Annotated in this window: 15 protein-coding genes and 1 pseudogene; 11 read left to right on the top strand and 5 right to left on the bottom strand. The window is 46.4% G+C overall.

The features are described from left to right. From F596_RS10890 to F596_RS11850, 4 genes and pseudogenes are all read right to left on the bottom strand, one after another. Positions 1 to 221, bottom strand: a pseudogene (locus tag F596_RS10890) (hypothetical protein); the annotation flags it as partial. Then, the gene (locus tag F596_RS0105850; protein WP_019036220.1) at positions 218 to 736 is read right to left on the bottom strand and encodes a DUF3408 domain-containing protein; all 519 of its coding nucleotides are present in this window, start codon (positions 734 to 736) and stop codon (positions 218 to 220) included. The pseudogene F596_RS10890 and the gene F596_RS0105850, both read right to left, overlap by 4 nt. Then, a complete protein-coding gene (locus tag F596_RS0105845; RefSeq protein ID WP_019036219.1) occupies positions 723 to 1,526 on the bottom strand; it encodes a nucleotide-binding protein in 804 nt (267 codons plus the stop codon). Before F596_RS0105845 ends, F596_RS0105850 begins: the two co-directional genes overlap by 14 nt. A gap of 22 nt (positions 1,527 to 1,548) precedes the next feature. Next, positions 1,549 to 1,752, bottom strand: a complete 204-nt coding sequence (locus F596_RS11850) for a hypothetical protein (RefSeq protein ID WP_154648181.1) — start codon at positions 1,750 to 1,752, stop codon at positions 1,549 to 1,551. A gap of 364 nt (positions 1,753 to 2,116) precedes the next feature. Between F596_RS11850 and F596_RS0105840 the strand changes: the two genes are divergently transcribed. The 8 genes from F596_RS0105840 to F596_RS11490 all read left to right on the top strand — a co-directional run bounded on the left by F596_RS0105840 (position 2,117) and on the right by F596_RS11490 (position 13,063). After that, complete coding sequence (locus F596_RS0105840) at positions 2,117 to 2,497, top strand: plasmid mobilization protein (RefSeq protein WP_019036218.1); 381 nt, start codon at positions 2,117 to 2,119, stop codon at positions 2,495 to 2,497. Further along, entirely contained in the window at positions 2,494 to 3,774 is a 1,281-nt protein-coding gene (gene mobB, locus F596_RS0105835; protein WP_019036217.1) for a conjugal transfer protein MobB, read from the top strand. The genes F596_RS0105840 and mobB overlap by 4 nt, the downstream gene beginning before the upstream one ends. Before the next feature lie 68 nt (positions 3,775 to 3,842). Continuing rightward, positions 3,843 to 5,846 carry a conjugal transfer protein MobC gene (gene mobC, locus F596_RS0105830; RefSeq protein WP_019036216.1) on the top strand — a complete coding sequence of 668 codons (2,004 nt, stop codon included), beginning with the start codon at positions 3,843 to 3,845 and terminating at the stop codon, positions 5,844 to 5,846. Positions 5,847 to 6,417: 571 nt separating this feature from the next. Continuing rightward, complete coding sequence (locus F596_RS0105825; protein ID WP_019036215.1) at positions 6,418 to 6,597, top strand: hypothetical protein; 180 nt, start codon at positions 6,418 to 6,420, stop codon at positions 6,595 to 6,597. A gap of 202 nt (positions 6,598 to 6,799) precedes the next feature. Beyond that, the gene (locus tag F596_RS0105820; RefSeq protein ID WP_008124763.1) at positions 6,800 to 7,249 is read left to right on the top strand and encodes an HU family DNA-binding protein; all 450 of its coding nucleotides are present in this window, start codon (positions 6,800 to 6,802) and stop codon (positions 7,247 to 7,249) included. Between the two features lie 337 nt (positions 7,250 to 7,586). Continuing rightward, entirely contained in the window at positions 7,587 to 10,052 is a 2,466-nt protein-coding gene (locus F596_RS0105810; RefSeq protein ID WP_026302367.1) for a hypothetical protein, read from the top strand. Positions 10,053 to 10,677: 625 nt separating this feature from the next. After that, on the top strand, positions 10,678 to 12,444 hold the full coding sequence (locus tag F596_RS0105800) for a phosphatidylinositol-specific phospholipase C (RefSeq protein WP_238292941.1): 1,767 nt from the start codon (positions 10,678 to 10,680) through the stop codon (positions 12,442 to 12,444). A 106-nt stretch (positions 12,445 to 12,550) separates the two neighbouring features. After that, positions 12,551 to 13,063 (top strand): isoprenylcysteine carboxyl methyltransferase family protein, encoded by a 513-nt coding sequence (locus F596_RS11490; protein WP_036868466.1) that lies wholly within the window; start codon positions 12,551 to 12,553, stop codon positions 13,061 to 13,063. 170 nt (positions 13,064 to 13,233) lie between these two features. Here the strand turns inward: F596_RS11490 and F596_RS11845 are convergent, their stop codons facing one another. After that, complete coding sequence (locus F596_RS11845; protein ID WP_154648180.1) at positions 13,234 to 13,386, bottom strand: hypothetical protein; 153 nt, start codon at positions 13,384 to 13,386, stop codon at positions 13,234 to 13,236. 107 nt (positions 13,387 to 13,493) lie between these two features. Here F596_RS11845 and F596_RS0105790 point away from each other — a divergent pair, with 107 nt between their 5' ends. From F596_RS0105790 to F596_RS0105780, 3 genes are all read left to right on the top strand, one after another. After that, entirely contained in the window at positions 13,494 to 14,903 is a 1,410-nt protein-coding gene (locus F596_RS0105790; protein WP_019036209.1) for a DUF3945 domain-containing protein, read from the top strand. Positions 14,904 to 14,924: 21 nt separating this feature from the next. Beyond that, the gene (locus F596_RS0105785) at positions 14,925 to 17,009 is read left to right on the top strand and encodes a type IA DNA topoisomerase (RefSeq protein WP_019036208.1); all 2,085 of its coding nucleotides are present in this window, start codon (positions 14,925 to 14,927) and stop codon (positions 17,007 to 17,009) included. A gap of 94 nt (positions 17,010 to 17,103) precedes the next feature. Then, positions 17,104 to 18,785 (top strand): DUF2958 domain-containing protein (locus F596_RS0105780; RefSeq protein WP_019036207.1); only part of this gene is annotated, 1,682 nt, incomplete at its 3' end.

Below are 18,785 nucleotides of genomic sequence, written 5' to 3'. Positions count from 1 at the left end.
CCAATCAGTACAAACTCGGCTTGCTCTATTGTTCCTTTTCCTTTCTGTCCGTCTTTTTTCTTCGTTGCTTCTTTCTTCTTGCTATCTTCATCGCTCTTTCCTTTTTTCTTGATAATGAAGTCATACGGAGATACATACCGCATATAGAAATACAGGATACCAAGCATCATCCAAATGATGATGAGTACCAGTATAAAACTGAAAAGTATTGTTTCCATCATAGTGTTATTGTGGTCTTACGTCTTTGCTTTGCTGCTGCATTATTGAGAAGTTCCTGATGTTCCCGCAGATGCTCCCGGAGGATATTATCAATATAGGAAGCAATAGATACCCTTTCTCCTAAGTCTTGTAGCACATTGCGTAGGTTCTGTAATGTCTCCAAATTGATGGAGAAAGCTGTCCGCATTTGCGAACGTACGGGATGAAAGTATAGGGAACGGTATTCCTCTATGGAAAGGGACGACCTGCCGGGTTTTTCTATTCTTGGTTTTCTTTCTCTTTTCGGTTCCGTGTTCCCGATTTCCTCTCCTCCTGTTTCGTCTGTTCGTTCTTCTTTTGCCGTCTTCATTTCTTCCGAACCTTTGTCTTCCTCTCGTGATGTTGCGAGGGAAGGCTCGGTGTCCTCGGATGGATCGAAGGGGTTGGGGACCGTGATAGGTTTCACCACTACATTGTCCTCTGCCATTTTCTTTAGCTTCTTTTCCAGTTGCTGTTTTCTTTCCTCAATCGTTGCCATTTTCTGTTTTTGTTTTTAGTTTGAGTCGTTGAATTATCTCGGAGACGAGTTCATCCAGCCCCGTACCCGTTCGCAGTCCCTTTGCAGGAGGCTGATAGGTGGAACGGAACACACCACGCAGCCCGTATGTGGAGAGTTCGTGGGAGAAGCGGTGCGTGGCATATACATAGCCGGGCAGGAGCGTGAGCTCATGTCCTTGGATGAGCTTCGTGTATTCGTCAATGATGATGTTCCTCACCCTTCTGTCCACCTTGTTCCAGAACAGAATAATGTCCTTTATCCGTGAGTCGGACATAGAAACACCAATATCCGTAATGGTCTTGGCGTATGCCATACAAGAGACGAGCGACTGTATGTCGGCTTCAAGTGGAGACAGGATATAGTCCATTTGAAGGGACAGTTCCATCAACTCCGTTGTTCCTGCATGACCGGGAAAGTCGAACACAACCAACTGGTACTTCTCATTGCTGATAGCGTCAATCTTACTTTGTGCTGTCTTGACGGCTTCCTTGGGACTAGACTTGTAAATTCTGTATGCCTTTTTGCCGAGGTGCTGAAAGAATGCCTGCATAGACTTGGAAAGTTCCTCGCTTCCCTGAATGACGCTTTTCTCACGTTCTCTCAGCTTGTAAAAGGAATCCTGCGACAGGTCGCAGTCCACCACGAAGAGGTTGATATCCTGTTCGTAGTACAATATGCTGCTTACGATTTCGGCAAGCGTGCTTTTTCCGACTCCTCCCTTTTGCGAGGAGAACCCCAGAAAGATGGGGCGTTGTTGTTTGTTCTCCATAATGATAATTTCTTAGTTCATATTACTTGTCTATTTGATGTTTGGATGTTCTCTCGTTTTTGAGAAGTATCAGCAGACAGTTTGTTCTGGCTGCGTATGGTTCGTGCGATAGTCTGAAAGGACGATTTATAGTTCTTACAATCTGTTGTACTGACAATAGTTTGTCATGACAACAAATTGTTATGAATATGTTTCGTTCGTTCTTGTCATCTTTGGTGTAAGCCAACGGTAATACGATGTATCTTTTACTTGTATCATCATGCCATTGTTCGCTCGTTCTGACTGCAAAATAAATGATATTTTGGCTGATTATATGACACCGATGAAGTGCAGGGAAATGCGAGGAAAAAGAGTGAATATCATTGATAATGAGTTATTTGAAAACTCGCCGTAACTTTGCAGGCGAGAATAATACATGGAGGTAATATCCCGAAGCAGACACCCCACGAGGGTGGATACTTCAATCGTATCATTTCTTGATATTGGCAAGGTGTGTCTTTGTAACACAAACTTACAGTTGTACCACAAAGACCCTTGCCCCAAAGGGGATTAAATCACTCCAAAGTCGTAATTAGATAAGGATAAAAACAATGAACGAAAAGATAGAACGATGGGACAGATGGGATACCCGTCTTCCCAAGCCCAAAGACCAGCAACGGGCGATTGATTTGTTCCATAAATCGGGAGCGGAAACCAAGTCGGATTTTGTGCGTGGTCGTATCCTTGGAGAGAGTTTCAAAGTGATTACGGTGGACAAATCTGCCGTCGAATATTACCGAAAGCTCTCAGAACTGACAGCGCAAATCCATAAAATTGGTGTGCTCTATAACCAAACCGTGCGTGCCATTAACAGCTATCATTCGGTCAAGACCGCACAGATTCTGCTTGAAAAGTTGGAGAAACTGTCTGCTCAAATCATCACTTTGCAGGAGCAGACAATCAATCTTACCATTGACTACCGCAAGAAATGATTGCCAAGATTTCAGCGACGGAGAACCTTGGAGGGGCACTCGGATACAACTTCAAAAAGGTGGAGAAAGGGGAAGCAAGCATTCTCCTTACCACTGAGTTGTATCAGGACAGAGGGGGACGTTATACGATGGAAGACGTGCTTGCCGACATGGAGGCATTGATACCCAAGAAATGCCGAACGAAGAAGGCGGTGTTTCATTGTTCCCTCAATCCTCACCCGGACGAGAAACTCTCTGATGAACTTCTTGCGCAGATTGCCAAGGAGTATATGGAAGCACTCGGCTACGGAAAACAACCCTACATCGTCTTTAAGCATAGTGACATTGCTCGTGAGCATATACACATCGTGTCGCTTCGAGTGAACGGAGAGGGAAAGAAAATCAACGACAAATTTGAAAAGCGAAGGAGCAAGAAGATTACCGATGCTTTGGAAAGAAAATATAGCCTTATTCCAAGTTCAAAAGTAACTGATAGGGAAATGAAGGAAGTATCTAAAATTGATACCACCAAAGGGAATATCAAGGAACAAGTAGCCGAAACGCTTCTCTCTGTCCTAAAGCATTATGAGTTCTGCTCACTTGGAGAATTGAATGCCATCCTCTCCGTATACAATCTTGCTGTGGAGGAAGTTAAGACAGAGTTTCGGGGAAAGAAATATGAAGGACTTGTCTATGTCCCAACAGATGATAAGGGAGACAAGGTAAGCACACCCATCCACGCCTCGGACATTGGACGTGGTGTGGGCTATACAGCCGTGCAGAACAGGATGCAAAGATCAAAGCAAGCCATCAAGCCGCTGATACCAACCATAAGGAACAAGGTGTTACAAGCTATGCGCACCTCTCCACAAACAGAGAAAGAGCTGCGGAGCAGATTGGAAGAACAAGTCTTGCGTGTGGTAATCCGAAAAAACGAAAGTAGACGTATCTATGGCATTACCTTTATTGACGATAATGAGGGAATTGCGCTCAACGGTTCCCGATTGGGTAAAGGATATTCTGCCAATGTATTTAATGCGTATTTATCCAATCCAACACACAATCCATTCTTGGATGAAGCGTTGTATGGCAATCCTTCAGAACGCTTGGAGCAGACAACTACAAATGAATCTTTGCACCTAAATACAGAGGAATGCGACAACCTTGTTGATGAACTCATCGAGGATATGGTGGATGGTTCTTTCACATCTACAGGCAATGATGATTGGAAAGAAGCGGCATGGCAGCGTAAACTCCGCAGACAAAGTAAGGTAAATCTTAGGCGAAGAAAACATTAAACAAACGAGCATTTCTATCTCCCCTCCTTAGGAGGGGTTGGGGGAGGCTTCCCAAAAACAATACGATTATGGCACAGGAAGATGATTTAAGGGCATTAGGTAAAGTCATGGACTTTATGAGGGGCATATCAGTGATATTTCTCCTTATCAACTGTTATTGGTTCTGCTACGAGGCGTTCCATACATGGGGCTTTACGCTCGGCATTGTGGATAAGATACTGATGAACTTCCAGCGTACCACAGGATTGTTTTCGTCTATCCTCTGGACAAAACTCTTTTGCGTGGTATTCCTTGCACTATCCTGTTTAGGGACGAAAGGCGTGAAGGAGGAGAAAATAACATGGTCGAAGATTTGGACGGTGCTTTTCTCAGGCTTTGTCTTTTTCTTTCTCAACTGGTGGCTGTTGGCATTGCCCATTGGAGAAATTGGGGCGGCTTCGCTCTATATCTTCACGCTGTCCGTGGGCTATATCTGTCTGCTGATGGGCGGTGTATGGATGAGCCGACTGCTCAAAAATAACTTGATGGACGATGTATTCAACACAGAAAACGAGAGTTTCATGCAGGAAACACGATTGATGGAGAATGAGTATTCCGTCAATCTCCCCACACGTTTTTACTATAAGAAGAAATGGAATAAGGGCTGGATTAACGTAGTCAATCCCTTCCGTGCTTCAATGGTACTCGGCACACCGGGGTCGGGTAAGTCCTACGCTATCGTAAACAACTACATCAAGCAGCAGATTGAGAAAGGCTTTGCCATGTATATCTACGATTATAAGTTTCCCGACCTTTCCGAGATTGCTTATAATCACCTACTTAATCACTTGGATGCATACAAGGTGAAGCCACAGTTCTATGTCATCAACTTTGACGATCCGAGGAAATCGCATCGGTGTAATCCCATCAATCCTGCCTTTATGACAGATATATCCGATGCCTATGAGAGTGCCTACACCATTATGCTCAATCTCAACCGCTCGTGGATTCAGAAGCAGGGAGATTTTTTCGTCGAATCACCGATTATCTTGCTTGCCGCCATTATCTGGTTTCTGAAGATATATGAGAACGGCAAATATTGTACCTTTCCCCATGCCATCGAATTCCTGAACCGTCCCTACGCACAGATATTTCCGATACTTACTTCCTACGATGAGCTTGCCAACTACCTTTCTCCCTTTATGGATGCTTGGGAGGGAGGAGCGCAGGAACAGCTACAGGGACAGATTGCGAGTGCCAAGATACCGCTTTCACGCATGATTTCTCCTGCCCTCTATTGGGTGATGACAGGTGATGATTTCTCGCTTGACATCAACAATCCCAACGAGCCGAAAGTACTTGTTGTGGGCAATAATCCCGACCGCCAGAATATCTACTCGGCAGCACTCGGACTTTACAATAGCCGTATCGTAAAGCTCATCAACAAGAAGAAGCAACTTAAAAGCTCGGTAATTATCGACGAGTTGCCAACGATTTACTTCCGTGGATTGGATAATCTCATAGCCACAGCACGAAGCAATAAAGTGGCAGTTTGTTTGGGTTTTCAAGACTTTTCGCAACTCACCCGTGATTATGGCGACAAGGAGAGCAAGGTAATCCAGAATACGGTGGGTAATGTGTTCTCAGGGCAGGTGGTTGGAGAAACTGCCAAAACACTCTCGGAACGCTTTGGCAAGGTGCTTCAACAGCGACAGTCTATGACCATTAACCGTAATGACAAATCCACCTCTATCTCCACACAGATGGATAGTCTTATCCCTGCAAGCAAAATCAGTAATCTCACACAGGGAATGTTTGTCGGTGCTGTGTCAGACAACTTCGACGAGCGTATCGACCAGAAAATTTTCCATGCGGAGATAGTGGTAGATAGTGCCAAGGTGTCTGCGGATATGAAAACCTATAAACCCATCCCCAATATAACTGATTTCACTGACGAAGAAAGCTGCGACACGCTCAAAGAAACCATTGAATCCAACTATCGTAAAGTGAAGCAAGAAATTCGATCGCTTGTCGATTCTGAAATTCAACGGATAAAGCACACGCCCAGCCTTGCCCATTTAGTAAAAGATTAGCAGCCTTATTTTAATACTGCCGTATAAACATGAGCAAACGTTTGCATTCTGTATTTTTCATTATTTTTCCGGAAATTGCTTGTAATTTTTGGGAAAAATACTTAAATTTGCATCATATTTTATAAAATAAAACAATAGCGCTCCCATATTGGATATATTCAGGAGCAACAAAAATAAAGGTAATAACTATTTTTGATGATGTATGTATAAATATGCGACTCGCAATTTCGGCTGCCTGCCAACTTCTTCTTCCGCCTTTAGCAAAGAGTGCGAAAGAATGTTGCACTCTGCATGTTTATTAACATCTTTTATTACCCCCCCGAATTTTTAACACTTTTTATTGGTTCGCCGCACACTACTCTCTCTCCGCCTTTTTTCATCGCAAGAAAAGGTATGAGAGGAGTATCGCCATACCCATGAGTGTCGTGTGACTTGCGCACAGTACTCGTATGTACGAAATAGCACAAGCAGGAAACGCTACAACAAAAACTATGAAAACAACCTATAGTCGTGTAGCACTGATAGAGATTAAGACAATAAAAGACTATGTAACCGAAAAACGAACACGCTTATGGAGGAAAAGAGCGAAAAGGTCGCTAAAAAAGACGACAAACTATTTACAATAAATAAAGAAACTGACGAAGTGATGACTAAAGTAATTGTAAAACAAAGGAAGCTGTACGAAGCTCCATTTTGCACAGTGATAAAGATTGACGGTCAGAGTGACCTGTTGCATGGCTTGTGTACGTAGGCGAATATAGAGGAATCTAAATCGCTGACAAGCACGCCGACAAGTTATACTGGGCAAATGCGGTAAAACTATCTTGTCGATACCAATGAATGTAATAATATGATAAAAGAAAAGCAAAAGGCGAAACAGATATGGTTGGAATGCGCTGGAAGATACGTTCCAATCGCTATTTTATTACTTAAACCCTTAAAACTATTCAATTATGGCTAACAGACCTTTAGCCTACGTTCTCACCGAACGCAAGGCAACATTAGGAAAGCTGGCAGGAAAGACCGTCATTCAGGCACTGCCAACAGGTAGAAAACGCATCGACCACCGCTCGTTCTGTGACGAGGTGGCAAGAGCCACCACTTTCACTGGTGCGGAAGTGGAGGCAGTACTGAGACTTGCCGCCGAAATAGCAAAACGACACGTTGAGAACGGCGACAGCGTTGACTTTGGCGACATCGGCACCCTCACCCCCACCTTTAGCAGCAGCCTCGTGGAGAAAGGCAAGGAGGAGTTCAGTCCAGCCAAGCACATTTCCAAACCCGCCGTCAGGCTCAAGCCATCGCGCAAATACTTCACCCTCAGCGGCGTGAGCTACGAGCGCACCGAAGCACCAGCCAAGGCGAAAAGCGAAAGTTCTGAAAAGCCAAGCCCAAACCCCTGACCGACGTCGCTCACGCAGCTGACTGACGTCACTCACAACACTGACCGACGTCACTCACGAACAAACTTGGGCAGGCAACAATATACGAGATTTTAACCAATTAGCATTAACTACATAAAATTTTAAGAATTATGACAGAGATTATTGACACTCAAGAAACAACGAGAGAGAAAAAACAGTACGTTCGTCCACAAATCACGATGATACCCATGCAGGCAGAGTGTACGCTGCTGGCTGGAAGCGACGACGGCACCGGTGGAAGTAATATTGGTGGCAAAAACGGTGGCGATTTAGATGACATAATAGAAGACTAACCTACAATATATTATCAATAGCAATGAATACATTCTTTACACCAAGAACGGATAAGATGAAATGGCTCTTATCCTGCGTGATAGCACTCTTATTTCTTGTTTCATGCACTGATGAAACAATGCTCAATAGCACAGATGTTAAGCAGGCGACAGTGGAAAACGTTGGTGAAACTTCAAGAATTGGCATTTCGGGTAACGCCTGTGTAGAGCTTGCTGATGTATCCACCTCATTGGGTGGAAATACTGCAACCACACGTGCCGTTTCTGTAAATTCAAAGCATCTTCCATTGATAGAAGGTTCCGAACTCAAGGCACGCATCTTCATCGTACGTGTTGACAAAGACGCCAAGACGATGATTGACGGCAAAGAGGCGATGGACGGCAACAAGGTGGTGCTTGGAGCTGGAGAGGTAAAATTTGACGAAGTAAGCTACAATAGCGATGGCACTATTTTTGCTAAAACTAACGACATGGTTGAGTTTCATTGGCTCAACGACAAAGCATTTACACCAAAGCAAAATGAGGAATGGTATGTGTGTGGCATCATCGGTGGCGAATATAACCCAGACTTTGACAGAGAACGCAAAAATATGAGTCTTGACGACAAGACAAGGAAACGTGCAGAAAAGCTATATCATTTCTATGTAGACTTCGACCCTAATCACTCTCCATACCACAACCAACTTGATGCCAATGGAAACATTCGAGTTGCCGTACCTTATGCCACAGGTTGGATGAAGTTACAGATGAAAGATGGAAAAATCAATTTTGAAAAATGGAAGTTTAGGTTATTGGGAACAATGATACGCTTCAAGGTAAAGCGCAATACCGACTTGGTAAAACCAGAGGGACATAAATATGCCTTTGCCAGCTCGCAAATCACTGCCCGAGGCGGATTTCTGATGATGCCACCAAGCTTGTTCCGCTCAAGTTCCGATCTTGCTATGGATCATTCTTTCGGTCTCGATTGTGAGCTACGCCCTTGGAACACAAGCATTGAAAGCAACTTCTACTGGATGTACGAAAACGACAGGCAGATACATTTCAACAATCCTGGCAACGTGAACCCACTCGACGAGAGCGCAGACTACGGTTCGCCACTCTACGAGTACCGCTACACCTTCGATGCCTCTGCCATGCGCAAGGGAAAGGAGAAAGCCGAGTACGACGAGTTCTACGTGTGGGGCATGCCCATACCTAAGCTCAACTACATCGGGCAAACCATGCTTACCGCCGAGCGTGGAGGATTTATGCTGGGTAGGAAACAAAAAGGCAACCCACGTTATCCGTACGCTGATGAATGGTTGGTTGGGCAGTCAAAACCTCAGGAATGGTCGGGCGAGTTCAAAGTCCTCGATTTCAAAAACAAAAAAGTTAAAGGCTGTGGCTTCTCCGTGGAAGTAGGTGTGTGTCGTCCACGTTTCAGTGAGATGAGAGACGGCAAGCCTGCCTATCCATGGGCAAACCCTTTGGAACGTTTGGCGGTAACAAACAGCAAAACCGATGAGATGGGCTTCCACGACACCAACGCACCACACCCCAACGAGGCTGATTACGGATGGGTGAACAACTGGTCGCTCAAAAGTGCCGATATGAAAATGCGCTTTGCGCTGAACAATGGCACCATGAAGCCACAAGATTACCATCTTCCCACTGGCGAAGAATGGGGAATTGCCTTGCCTAATATCCTTACAAGCATCTATAATGGTACGTTGCCCATAGGTCTTACAGGCTGGAATAACATCAAGTCGGCTCCCAACCCTTACTTCGAAATGTTCGACCCAGAGGAAGACGACATGCGCCCCATCATCACAGCTGGCGAAACACACAACAGCAACAAGGCAGATATGCAGGAAGAGCGGTTTTGGAATAAGAAACCCATCTTCTACTCTTACTTTATGCAAGATAAGAGTCGGCTCGAACTCTACGCCATTCGTTTCTACGGCAACAACAAGGAAGCCCAATCGGACAAAGACCGCCGTCCCTACGGTAACCGTTATCGCTGTGCCTATCGCTGGAGGTTCATGGACGCTGGCGGTCCCGACGCCACCAACGACGGACAGGGCATGCGCCTCGTGGTACAGAGCCGTTGGATAGGCAACGCCAACGTAACCGTACGCGACATCATGGATGACAAGTGGTGGGGAGAATGTTCGGACAGCAACCCGCTCTATCGTACCGACTGTTATCGTGTTTTGCCCTGCGTAGGCTACCCCTTCCCAAAAGGCGGATCTACATGGCGCATGGCATACTGGTCAAGAACACGCTGGAAATACGACACCTACGACAAGGACAACGAGCACAGCAACAAGACATTCTGCTACCGTGTGCTATCCAAAGACGGCTTCGACCGTGGACATAACGATAATGCCACCCTGCACTACGGCGTTCGCCTCATGGTAAACAGAGACGTGGACGAATTCGGCAAGCGCGCCCCACGCCAGTTGCAGAAAGACAAGGACGAGCAACGACTCATACGTCGCAAATAGTATCTAAGGTGAGGGGCAATGCGTGTCCCTCACTATAGTATATAATTTTATGTTAAGGAATGGCTAAAAATAACAAATACATGTTGGTTTCTATTGGTGTGTTTATCCTTAACACTCTGTGTTGTAGGCATCTATTCCTCCATACTTATATTTTCAGCTTCCTTACCCTCTCCTCGATTATTTATAATATTTAACAAACCGCATTGGATATGTATTTGTGTGAGGCTGTGCATCTCGAAGTCCATAGATGACTACGAGATGCATTTTGCGTGTACATAGACTTTTGACAAGAAAACCGCTGCAACTCAAAGTTACATCATTCCATTTCTTTCCAAAGCGTACGATAAATGCCAATAGTTAGGTTTTGGAAGTTGCCTGTTATTCGCTATCTTTGCACCCTAAAAAACAAAATTACATAAGATTTACTATGATATCAGAACAACTCGCCCTTCAATGGGGCAAAAGAACGTTATATAATTTGACGGTGATATATGCGCTGTTATGCACCATGCTACTATACGGATGCGACGGTGACACTACAGTGAATAACGAAAGTTCGTCTCATCAATCAACCACGATACGGCTTACAATAGAAGTCCCTAATGGTGGCGTAGACAACACCAAGATGGTAGCAACAAGATCCTTCACCTATGGTTTTGAGGGAGATATGGTCCCACCGAAGATGCGGCTAAAAGAAGGCGAAACAACTGAGGGACTTTGCGTTATCAGAAACGAAAACCCCAAGATACCAATAAAATTAGTACAGGTGAAATGGAAAACGCATGATGGTGTCTTGTGGTGCGACACTCTCAATGCTGACGTGGAGGCTCCTCACGATGAAAAAATTGGTAATTGGCAGGCATGTTTTCTACTTGGTCATGGAACCTACGATGAGAAGACGCACAAAATAAAAATTGGCGTAGAGCGTTTGGCACGCCCCATAAACCAAAATGAGGAGCAACTATGGAACATGCCTTACCTGTCAGCATGGTTGCCCTTGGAAACGAGTGACGGTTTGCACCTGCGTTCGCCACATGTGAGTTTCAAACCGCAAGGAGCGTTCATACGCATGAGATTGACAAATGATACGAAATATGACATGAGCGTGGCATCACTGCGCATGCAACCCACTGACGATTCCATGCAGGCAGCACCATTCGTGTGGGAGGCAATGTGGCAGACTGATGAACGAGGGGATGCGCCTGTCATTTCTCCAATTTTGCAGAAAAGTGGAGAGGATTTCGAATGTCCACTTGTCCAACCACTCACATTAAAACCGGGCGAGACATCAGGCTGGTATGGCTTCTGGAGTATGCCCATAGGTAAATCCGTAGGGTATTCAGGCAATTACTTTATCGTACCTACAGAAGAAGCCAGGATACATCGATCGCCATGGTGGTTGTACCACACTCCACTGGAAGGAAAAAGCAATGCACAAGGTCCCGTGGCGGGTCGAACATACACGCTCTCGCTGAAACTGCGGCAACTGATCTCCACTACCAATGCCAACTGGATGCAGGATATGGAAGACGACCGACTGGTGTGCAAGATGTCCATACCCGGAACGCACGATACAGGAGCATGGTCAGGCAATTGGTGGGTGAAGACGCAAGACAAGGACATCAAGGGGCAGCTCGAGAGCGGCATACGCTTCTTCGACATACGCTTGGTGCTTGCAGATGGCGTGCTAAAGCTCTGCCACGCCAGTAATGTATTCGACCGCACGTTCCACAAGGATGTATTGCGTACCACCGCTGATTTTCTGCGGGAGCACCCATCGGAAACGGTTATCATGACCATCAAGCGTGACCACGACTACGACAAAGATGGAGGCAACAAGTATCGTGCGGCGGTGGGCAACGTGTTAAGAGCTGATCCCTACGTTACACCATACATTGCAGGATCGTTCAGTCCGACACTTACAATGGGAGAACTGCGAGGCAAGATGCTCATCTTGAGCCGTGAGGGCTGGTACTCCACCAACTCGGGGTGGATAGACCGCTGGTATGATAACAGACAATTCTCTACCAATATCTACTCCACCAATCACAGTCGTACCACGCTGAATGTGGAGGACACTTACAGATGCGCTGCTGGCGACAAGGTGAACCTTGTGCGCCAAAACCTGCTAAAAGCCAGTGAGGCATACGGTGATGCGGCACCCGACTGGTTCATCACCTTCTGCTCGTACACGGGTCCAAACGGCATAGGCACACCCAATGCCGTCACAGGATACGTAGATCCGCATGTGATAAATATTCTTAAGGGAGACCATCAGTTGCGTACAACGGGTATACTGCTTTTCAACTTTGCAGGCTGGTGGGACAACGGACTCACCAACATCGCCATCAAGTTCAACGATACTGCCACACCGCCGCTCAAGCAGTGGTAACAAGTTGGGGCAAGTCAACACACCAGCCGAGCCGTGCGGAATCCCCCCCCCCGCGTCGGCACGGCTTCATAGCGGATTATTAAACATCATAAAACATATTACAGTTATGCTATATGCAATTATCATCTTCGCAAGTTTCTTTGTCTTGCGCTTGTTCTCCCTCGCTTTCTCAATAAGGAACGAGAAACGTCTCATCAAATGTGGAGCCACACAGTACGGAAAACGCAACTCCCTACTGCTGACGCTTGCCCATATAGCCTACTACTTTGGTGCCCTCTATGAGGGATATACCAGCAATATGGAGTTTGACAGGACCTCTGTCATCGGCGTGGCAGTCATGGCATTCGCCTACATCATGCTGTTTTACGTCATCTATAAGCTGAGTGACGTTTGGACAGTGAAACTCTACATCGTACCCAACCATCGCATCGATCGTAGTTTCTTGTTTCGTACGGTGCGACACCCAAACTATTTCCTCAACATCATACCAGAACTGATAGGTGTGGCGCTACTCTGCCATGCTTGGACAACGTTATGCGTAGGTCTGCCCCTCTACGGCTACCTGCTAATAGTTCGCATCCGTCAAGAGGAAAGAGCCATGCGACACCTGCTATCGTAACGGCCGTGACCGACGTCGATAAACTTTATAAAATACCACCTATCATCAGGATAACTTTTATAAACAGGGCTGCAACCACATACAGACGTGTGGTATCGAAGAGGAGGGGAAGTTTTTCTTTTCAGAAAAATTCCCCCTGCGTGTTTCATCCAATATTCTTCCAAATGTCGTCACTCACGACGCTGACCGACGTCGGTCACGGTTATTGGTAGCTGACATTCGAGCTGCAAACCAAAAAACTTATCGTTGATGTGCTTTCTCATCCATAGACTTTCTCTTGTAGGGGAAGTTTTTTTTGTTGGTACATCAAATCTTCCTCTCATTTTGTTTCCCACTTTTTCCCACTATTTCCTCACAGTGTGAGCGTTTGGTTTTATCCGTTTAATTTTGCCAATATATAACATTATATATTCATCAAAATGTAATATTTATGGAACCAAACAACAATGACAACTATGTGCTGGTCTTGGAAGATCGCACGGAAGTGAAGAATGAGCAAGAAGCAGGAAAAATCTCCGTAGTATCGGGTATAGACGACAAGGGCAACCTTAAAACCACCGAAGCAATCGCTGCGAATCAGGCAGCGTTCTTGAAATTCAACAACAAGGACGGACTTCTAAAGAACTTCATGTCCAATTTCCTCAAACAGTTCAATAACCCGACTCGTTTCGGACTGTACAAGGTTTTGGCAAACAATGTAGAACAAGGTGTGGACAATCTTCGCACCATGTTGCAAAGTCGTGAAAAGCCAGAAAGCAAACAGCAACTGACAGAGATTGGAGTATCCTTTGACGATTATCTGCCGAAAAAGAAGAACGCCACAGCCATTGATGAGTCGAAGATTGATTGGAAGCAACTTGGTGACCTCGGTCTTACCCGTGAACGACTGGAACAAAGTGGAGAGTTAGAAAAGATGCTTTCTTGGCAGAAGAGTAACCTTATTACTATTGCCGTACCTATTGGTGACACGACCATCTACACCGAAGCACGTCTTGCATTCCGCACGGATGATAATGGCAATGTCGGCTTGGCTATCCACCCGTTACGCAAGGAGCCACAGCTCGACTTCCCCTATATGGGTTACAAGTTCTCTCCCGAAGAAAAGGAGCAACTCCTTGCTACGGGCAACCTTGGCAAGACAATCGAAGTAACGCCCAAGAACGGCAATCCTTTTTCTGCCTATGTCTCCATCGATCCACAGACCAACGAAATTGTTGCCTTACGTGCCGACCGTGTGAACATTCCCAAGGAGATCAAGGGTGTAACGCTCTCTGATGTCCAGTACAAAGATCTTGTGGAAGGCAAAGCCGTGAAAGTGGAAGGAATGACCGCCAAGAGTGGTAAGTCCTTCAATGCTACCTTGCAGGTCAATGCCGAGCGAAAAGGCATTGAGTTCATCTTTGGCGATAACAAGAGTTTAAGAGAACGACAGGAACACAAACAGGCTCAGCAGCAAGGTGTACCTCATAAGCTCTGCGGTTTAGAGTTATCAGATAAACAGCGTGAAGCATTGGATAGCGGTCGTACACTATATCTAAAGAATATGGTGGACAAACAGGGACAATCATTCAATGCCTACGTCCGTATGGACAAAGAACAGAATCGCCCACGTTTTTACAAGTGGAATCCTGACAAAAAGCAAGAAACCGGCAAAGAAAAGGTGGTTGCCGTAGCAGAGGAACACAAGACACAGGTTGCGGTCAATAACCACGGCAAGACCAACGAAGCCACCAAAAATGTGAAAGAACCACTCAAAACGGGACAGACACAGCCTACTGCTGAGCAGAAGCAAAAGCAGGACGAGAACAAACAGAAGAAGTCCCGTGGACGTAAGATGTAACCTTTAATTCTATTATCAACTATGATTACTTGTATTATTGCCGAGAAACCCTCGGTAGCCAGAGATATAGCCCGTATCGTAGGGGCTAATACCAGACAAGACGGATATTTAGAAGGTAACGGCTATATGGTTACTTGGGCAATGGGACACCTCATTACCCTTGCCATGCCCGAAGCCTACGGTTTTGCAGCCTATAAAGCAGAAGACCTGCCCATCCGTCCCAATCCCTTCCAACTTATCGTGCGACAAGTGCGCAAGGATAAGGAGTACACATCAGACCCCGCAGCACTCAAGCAACTCAAAGCCATTCGAGTTTGCTTTGACAAGGCTGACCGCATCATCGTAGCCACCGATGCCGGGCGTGAAGGTGAACTCATCTTCCGCTATATCTACAACCATTTGAACTGCCACAAACCTTTTGACAGACTTTGGATTTCCTCCCTCACGGATAAAGCCATCCGTGAAGGACTTTCCAATCTTAAGCCGGGAAGCCATTACGATAATCTCTATTACTCTGCCAAGGCAAGAAGCGAAGCCGACTGGCTTGTGGGCATCAATGCCAGCCGTGCCCTGTCCATCGCTCGCAAAGGCGGTTACTCTTTGGGAAGGGTACAGACCCCGACACTCGCTATGGTCTGCCGTCGGTACATAGAAAATCGTGATTTTTCTTCCGTCCCCTATTGGAAACTCTCCGTAGCAGCAGAGAAAGAGGGCGTATCGCTGAAAGCTGTGAGCAGTAGTGCATTTGACAATGAAGCCGATGCACAGTCCGCTCTCGCCATGCTTCGCGAACAGAGCCGGCTTACCGTGACTTCGGTCGCAAAAAAGGTGGGACATACGTCGCCACCCCTCTTGTTCGACCTTACCTCCCTACAGAAGGAAGCCAACCGAAAGCACGGCTTTTCAGCAGATAAGACCCTCTCAATCGCACAAAGCCTCTATGAGAAGAAAATCACGACCTATCCCCGCACCGGCAGTCGATACATCAGTGAAGACGTTTTCGAGGAAGTACCCACTTTACTTGGCAAGATAGGCACTGCACTTCCGACACCACTTAACCGCCACTCGGTGGACAACGGCAAGGTAACTGATCACCACGCCATTATCCCTACGGGTGAAACAACATCGGGACTATCGACAGATGAAACGACCATCTACCAAATGGTAGTCCATCGTTTCATCGAAGCCTTTTCTCCCGATTCAGAGGAGGAGAGGATGCAGGCGGAACTGACAGACGGTACAAACACCTACATTTGGAAGGCGTGCCGAAGTATCTCCTTGGGCTGGAAAGCCGTGCAGCATAGTACTGGCACGAACGATGAAAAAGGCAAAGAGGAAGAAGAACAGACTTTATCCGTATTGCCCAATCTAATAGAAAACGAGGTGTTACCACTGCTTTCTTCAGAAATTACCGAGCACAAGACCAAGCCCAAACCGCTCTATACAGAAGCGACTTTGCTTTCTGCTATGGAAAACGCAGGGAAAGAGGTCGCAGATGCAGAAAGTAAAAGAGCAATGGCAGAGTGCGGCATCGGTACACCAGCCACTCGTGCCAATATCATCGAGACATTGATTCTGCGAGACTATATCCGAAGAGAAAAGAAAACGGTAGTCCCGACAGAGAAAGGCTTGGCAGTCTATGAGATTGTCAAGGATAAACGAATTGCCAATGCAGAGATGACAGGCTCGTGGGAACTGACCCTTGCCGCCATCGAGGCTGGACAAATGCCACCCGAGAAGTTCGCACAAGGCATCAACTCCTATGTGGAGACGATTTGCGAGGAACTCCTTGCCCTTGCTCCACAGGTACAAAAGTCCTATCCCACCTACCACTGCCCCAAATGCAGCAATGAGAGTGTGGGCATCTATGCCAAAATTGCGAAATGCAGGCACGAGGGCTGCGACTTCCACATCTTCCGTGAAATCTGCGGCACGTTCCTTTCCGAGGACAATATCCGTGATTTGATAACTACCGGGCGAACGCCTATCCTCAAAGGCTTGACGAGCAAGGCAGGCAAGAAGTTCAACGCACGTCTTGTTCTGGGCGAAGACCATACCACCGCCTTTGAGTTTGAAGGAAAGAAAGGCAAAGCACGAGGAAGATAACTCTCACAGAATCGGAGATAAAACAAATTAGTTGGAAGATAGGAAAAATTATCTTCCGACTAATTTTCCCTCTCCATCTTAAAACAGAAAAATTATGGCATACAATAAGAAAGCAGTCTTGGAGGGCAATACGGAAGCCATCCGTGTGATCCTCCGATTAGAGAAAGAACGCCGTGAAGCCACCGAAGCCGAGAAAGTCCTGCTCAGAGGTTATCAAGGTTTCGGTGGTCTGAAATGCGTGTTGAACCGTTGTGATAATCCCGATGACCTCCGCTATTGGAGCGCATCGGAGCAAAACCTGTTCGCGCCTACCCAAAGGCTCAAACAGATGATTTACCGTGATGCCGTCGATGCCAGCACCGCCAAACGCTATTGGGAGAGTATCAAGGCAAGCGTACTGACCTCCTTCTATACCGACACCCGTATCGTCTCCGCCATTGCCGAAGCCCTTAGTGCTGCCGACGTGCAAGTAAGAAGGTGCTTAGACCCTTCAGCAGGTATGGGAGCCTTTACCGAAACCTTTGCCAAAAGTGCCGGTATGGTCGATGCGATGGAGAAAGACCTACTGACGGCGCGCATCACACAAGCCCTCCATCCTTACGGCAAGGATAATATCTTTGTTCGGCAAGAACCCTTTGAAGCCATTGGAGAACTGGAAGAAAAGGACAAGTACGACCTGATTACCAGCAACATCCCCTTTGGCGACTTTATGGTCTATGACCGTAGTTATAGCAAGGGAGAGAATATCCTTAAACGGGAATCCACCAGAACCATTCACAATTATTTCTTTGTAAAAGGGCTGGACACTATCAAGGAGGGCGGACTTCTTGCATTTATTACCTCGCAGGGTGTATTGGATAGCCCCAAGAATGAAGCCATCCGCCGTTACCTCATGCAGAATAGCCGTCTTATCTCCGCCATCCGCCTACCTTCGGGTATGTTCTCCGAGAATGCGGGTACGGATGTTGGCAGCGACCTGATTGTCCTGCAAAAGCAGTCGGGTAAAGAAATTGGTGAGGGCATTGAACAGCAGTTTGTACAAACCGCCTCTGTCCCCAAAGGCGACGGCTTTTCTATTGCGTTCAATCATAACTCCCTCTTCGAGGGCGAATGGAAGGATATTTCCCACCGTACGATTGCCATAGACAGACAAATGGGTACAGACCCTTACGGTAAGCCTGCTTGGGAATATACGTTTGACGGCAGTATCGAGGATATGGCTGACAGCCTGCGCACACAACTCTCTTTGGAAGTAGAGCAGCGTTTCGATCGTAAACTCTATGAAACCGGCATACCCATGACCGAGGAGGAATGGCAGGTACACATGGACAAGATGGTGCAAAAAGTACAAGAAAACATAAAAACGGAAGGAATACCTCAAGAACAGGAAATCAAGGATAAGGAGGAAAAGAAAGAGGACAAGGAAGATGAAAAAGAAGAAGAAAATACCTACAATTTGATGCCCGACAGCACCAAGAAGCAACTTCCCAAGCTCTATGCAACGGAAAAACAGCTCATTGGCGACCGCACGGCATACGCTCGCTATTTCTTTCCTATGGGAGCCTATACCGCTTATATGCTGGAATACGACCCCAAAGAACGCATCGGTTTTGGTGCCGTAACGATGGGCTACGGCTGGGAACTTGGGTATATGTCCCTTAAAGAAATGGAGGAAGTAAAGGTCAAAGGCTTGGGTATTGAGCGGGACTTATACTTCAAACCCACAAAGTTGCACGAGATTGCGGAACTGGAAGAGATTGTCAGAGAACAATACAC

The organism is Prevotella amnii DSM 23384 = JCM 14753 (genome assembly GCF_000378745.1).
Lineage (GTDB): Bacteria > Bacteroidota > Bacteroidia > Bacteroidales > Bacteroidaceae > Prevotella > Prevotella amnii.
Note: the sequence above shows the minus strand (reverse complement) of the source record. Positions and strands in the feature narration are given on the sequence as shown.

Coding starts and splice junctions, on each gene's coding strand:
- F596_RS0105800 (WP_238292941.1), top strand. CDS start 10,678: ATGGTAGCAACAAGATCCTTCACCTATGGTTTTGAGGGAGATATGGTC.
- F596_RS0105820 (WP_008124763.1), top strand. CDS start 6,800: ATGGCTAACAGACCTTTAGCCTACGTTCTCACCGAACGCAAGGCAACA.
- F596_RS11845 (WP_154648180.1), bottom strand. CDS start 13,386: ATGAGAGGAAGATTTGATGTACCAACAAAAAAAACTTCCCCTACAAGA.
- F596_RS0105785 (WP_019036208.1), top strand. CDS start 14,925: ATGATTACTTGTATTATTGCCGAGAAACCCTCGGTAGCCAGAGATATA.
- F596_RS0105845 (WP_019036219.1), bottom strand. CDS start 1,526: ATGGAGAACAAACAACAACGCCCCATCTTTCTGGGGTTCTCCTCGCAA.
- F596_RS0105850 (WP_019036220.1), bottom strand. CDS start 736: ATGGCAACGATTGAGGAAAGAAAACAGCAACTGGAAAAGAAGCTAAAG.
- F596_RS0105840 (WP_019036218.1), top strand. CDS start 2,117: ATGAACGAAAAGATAGAACGATGGGACAGATGGGATACCCGTCTTCCC.
- F596_RS0105790 (WP_019036209.1), top strand. CDS start 13,494: ATGGAACCAAACAACAATGACAACTATGTGCTGGTCTTGGAAGATCGC.
- mobB (WP_019036217.1), top strand. CDS start 2,494: ATGATTGCCAAGATTTCAGCGACGGAGAACCTTGGAGGGGCACTCGGA.
- F596_RS11490 (WP_036868466.1), top strand. CDS start 12,551: ATGCTATATGCAATTATCATCTTCGCAAGTTTCTTTGTCTTGCGCTTG.
- F596_RS0105810 (WP_026302367.1), top strand. CDS start 7,587: ATGAATACATTCTTTACACCAAGAACGGATAAGATGAAATGGCTCTTA.
- F596_RS0105825 (WP_019036215.1), top strand. CDS start 6,418: ATGGAGGAAAAGAGCGAAAAGGTCGCTAAAAAAGACGACAAACTATTT.
- mobC (WP_019036216.1), top strand. CDS start 3,843: ATGGCACAGGAAGATGATTTAAGGGCATTAGGTAAAGTCATGGACTTT.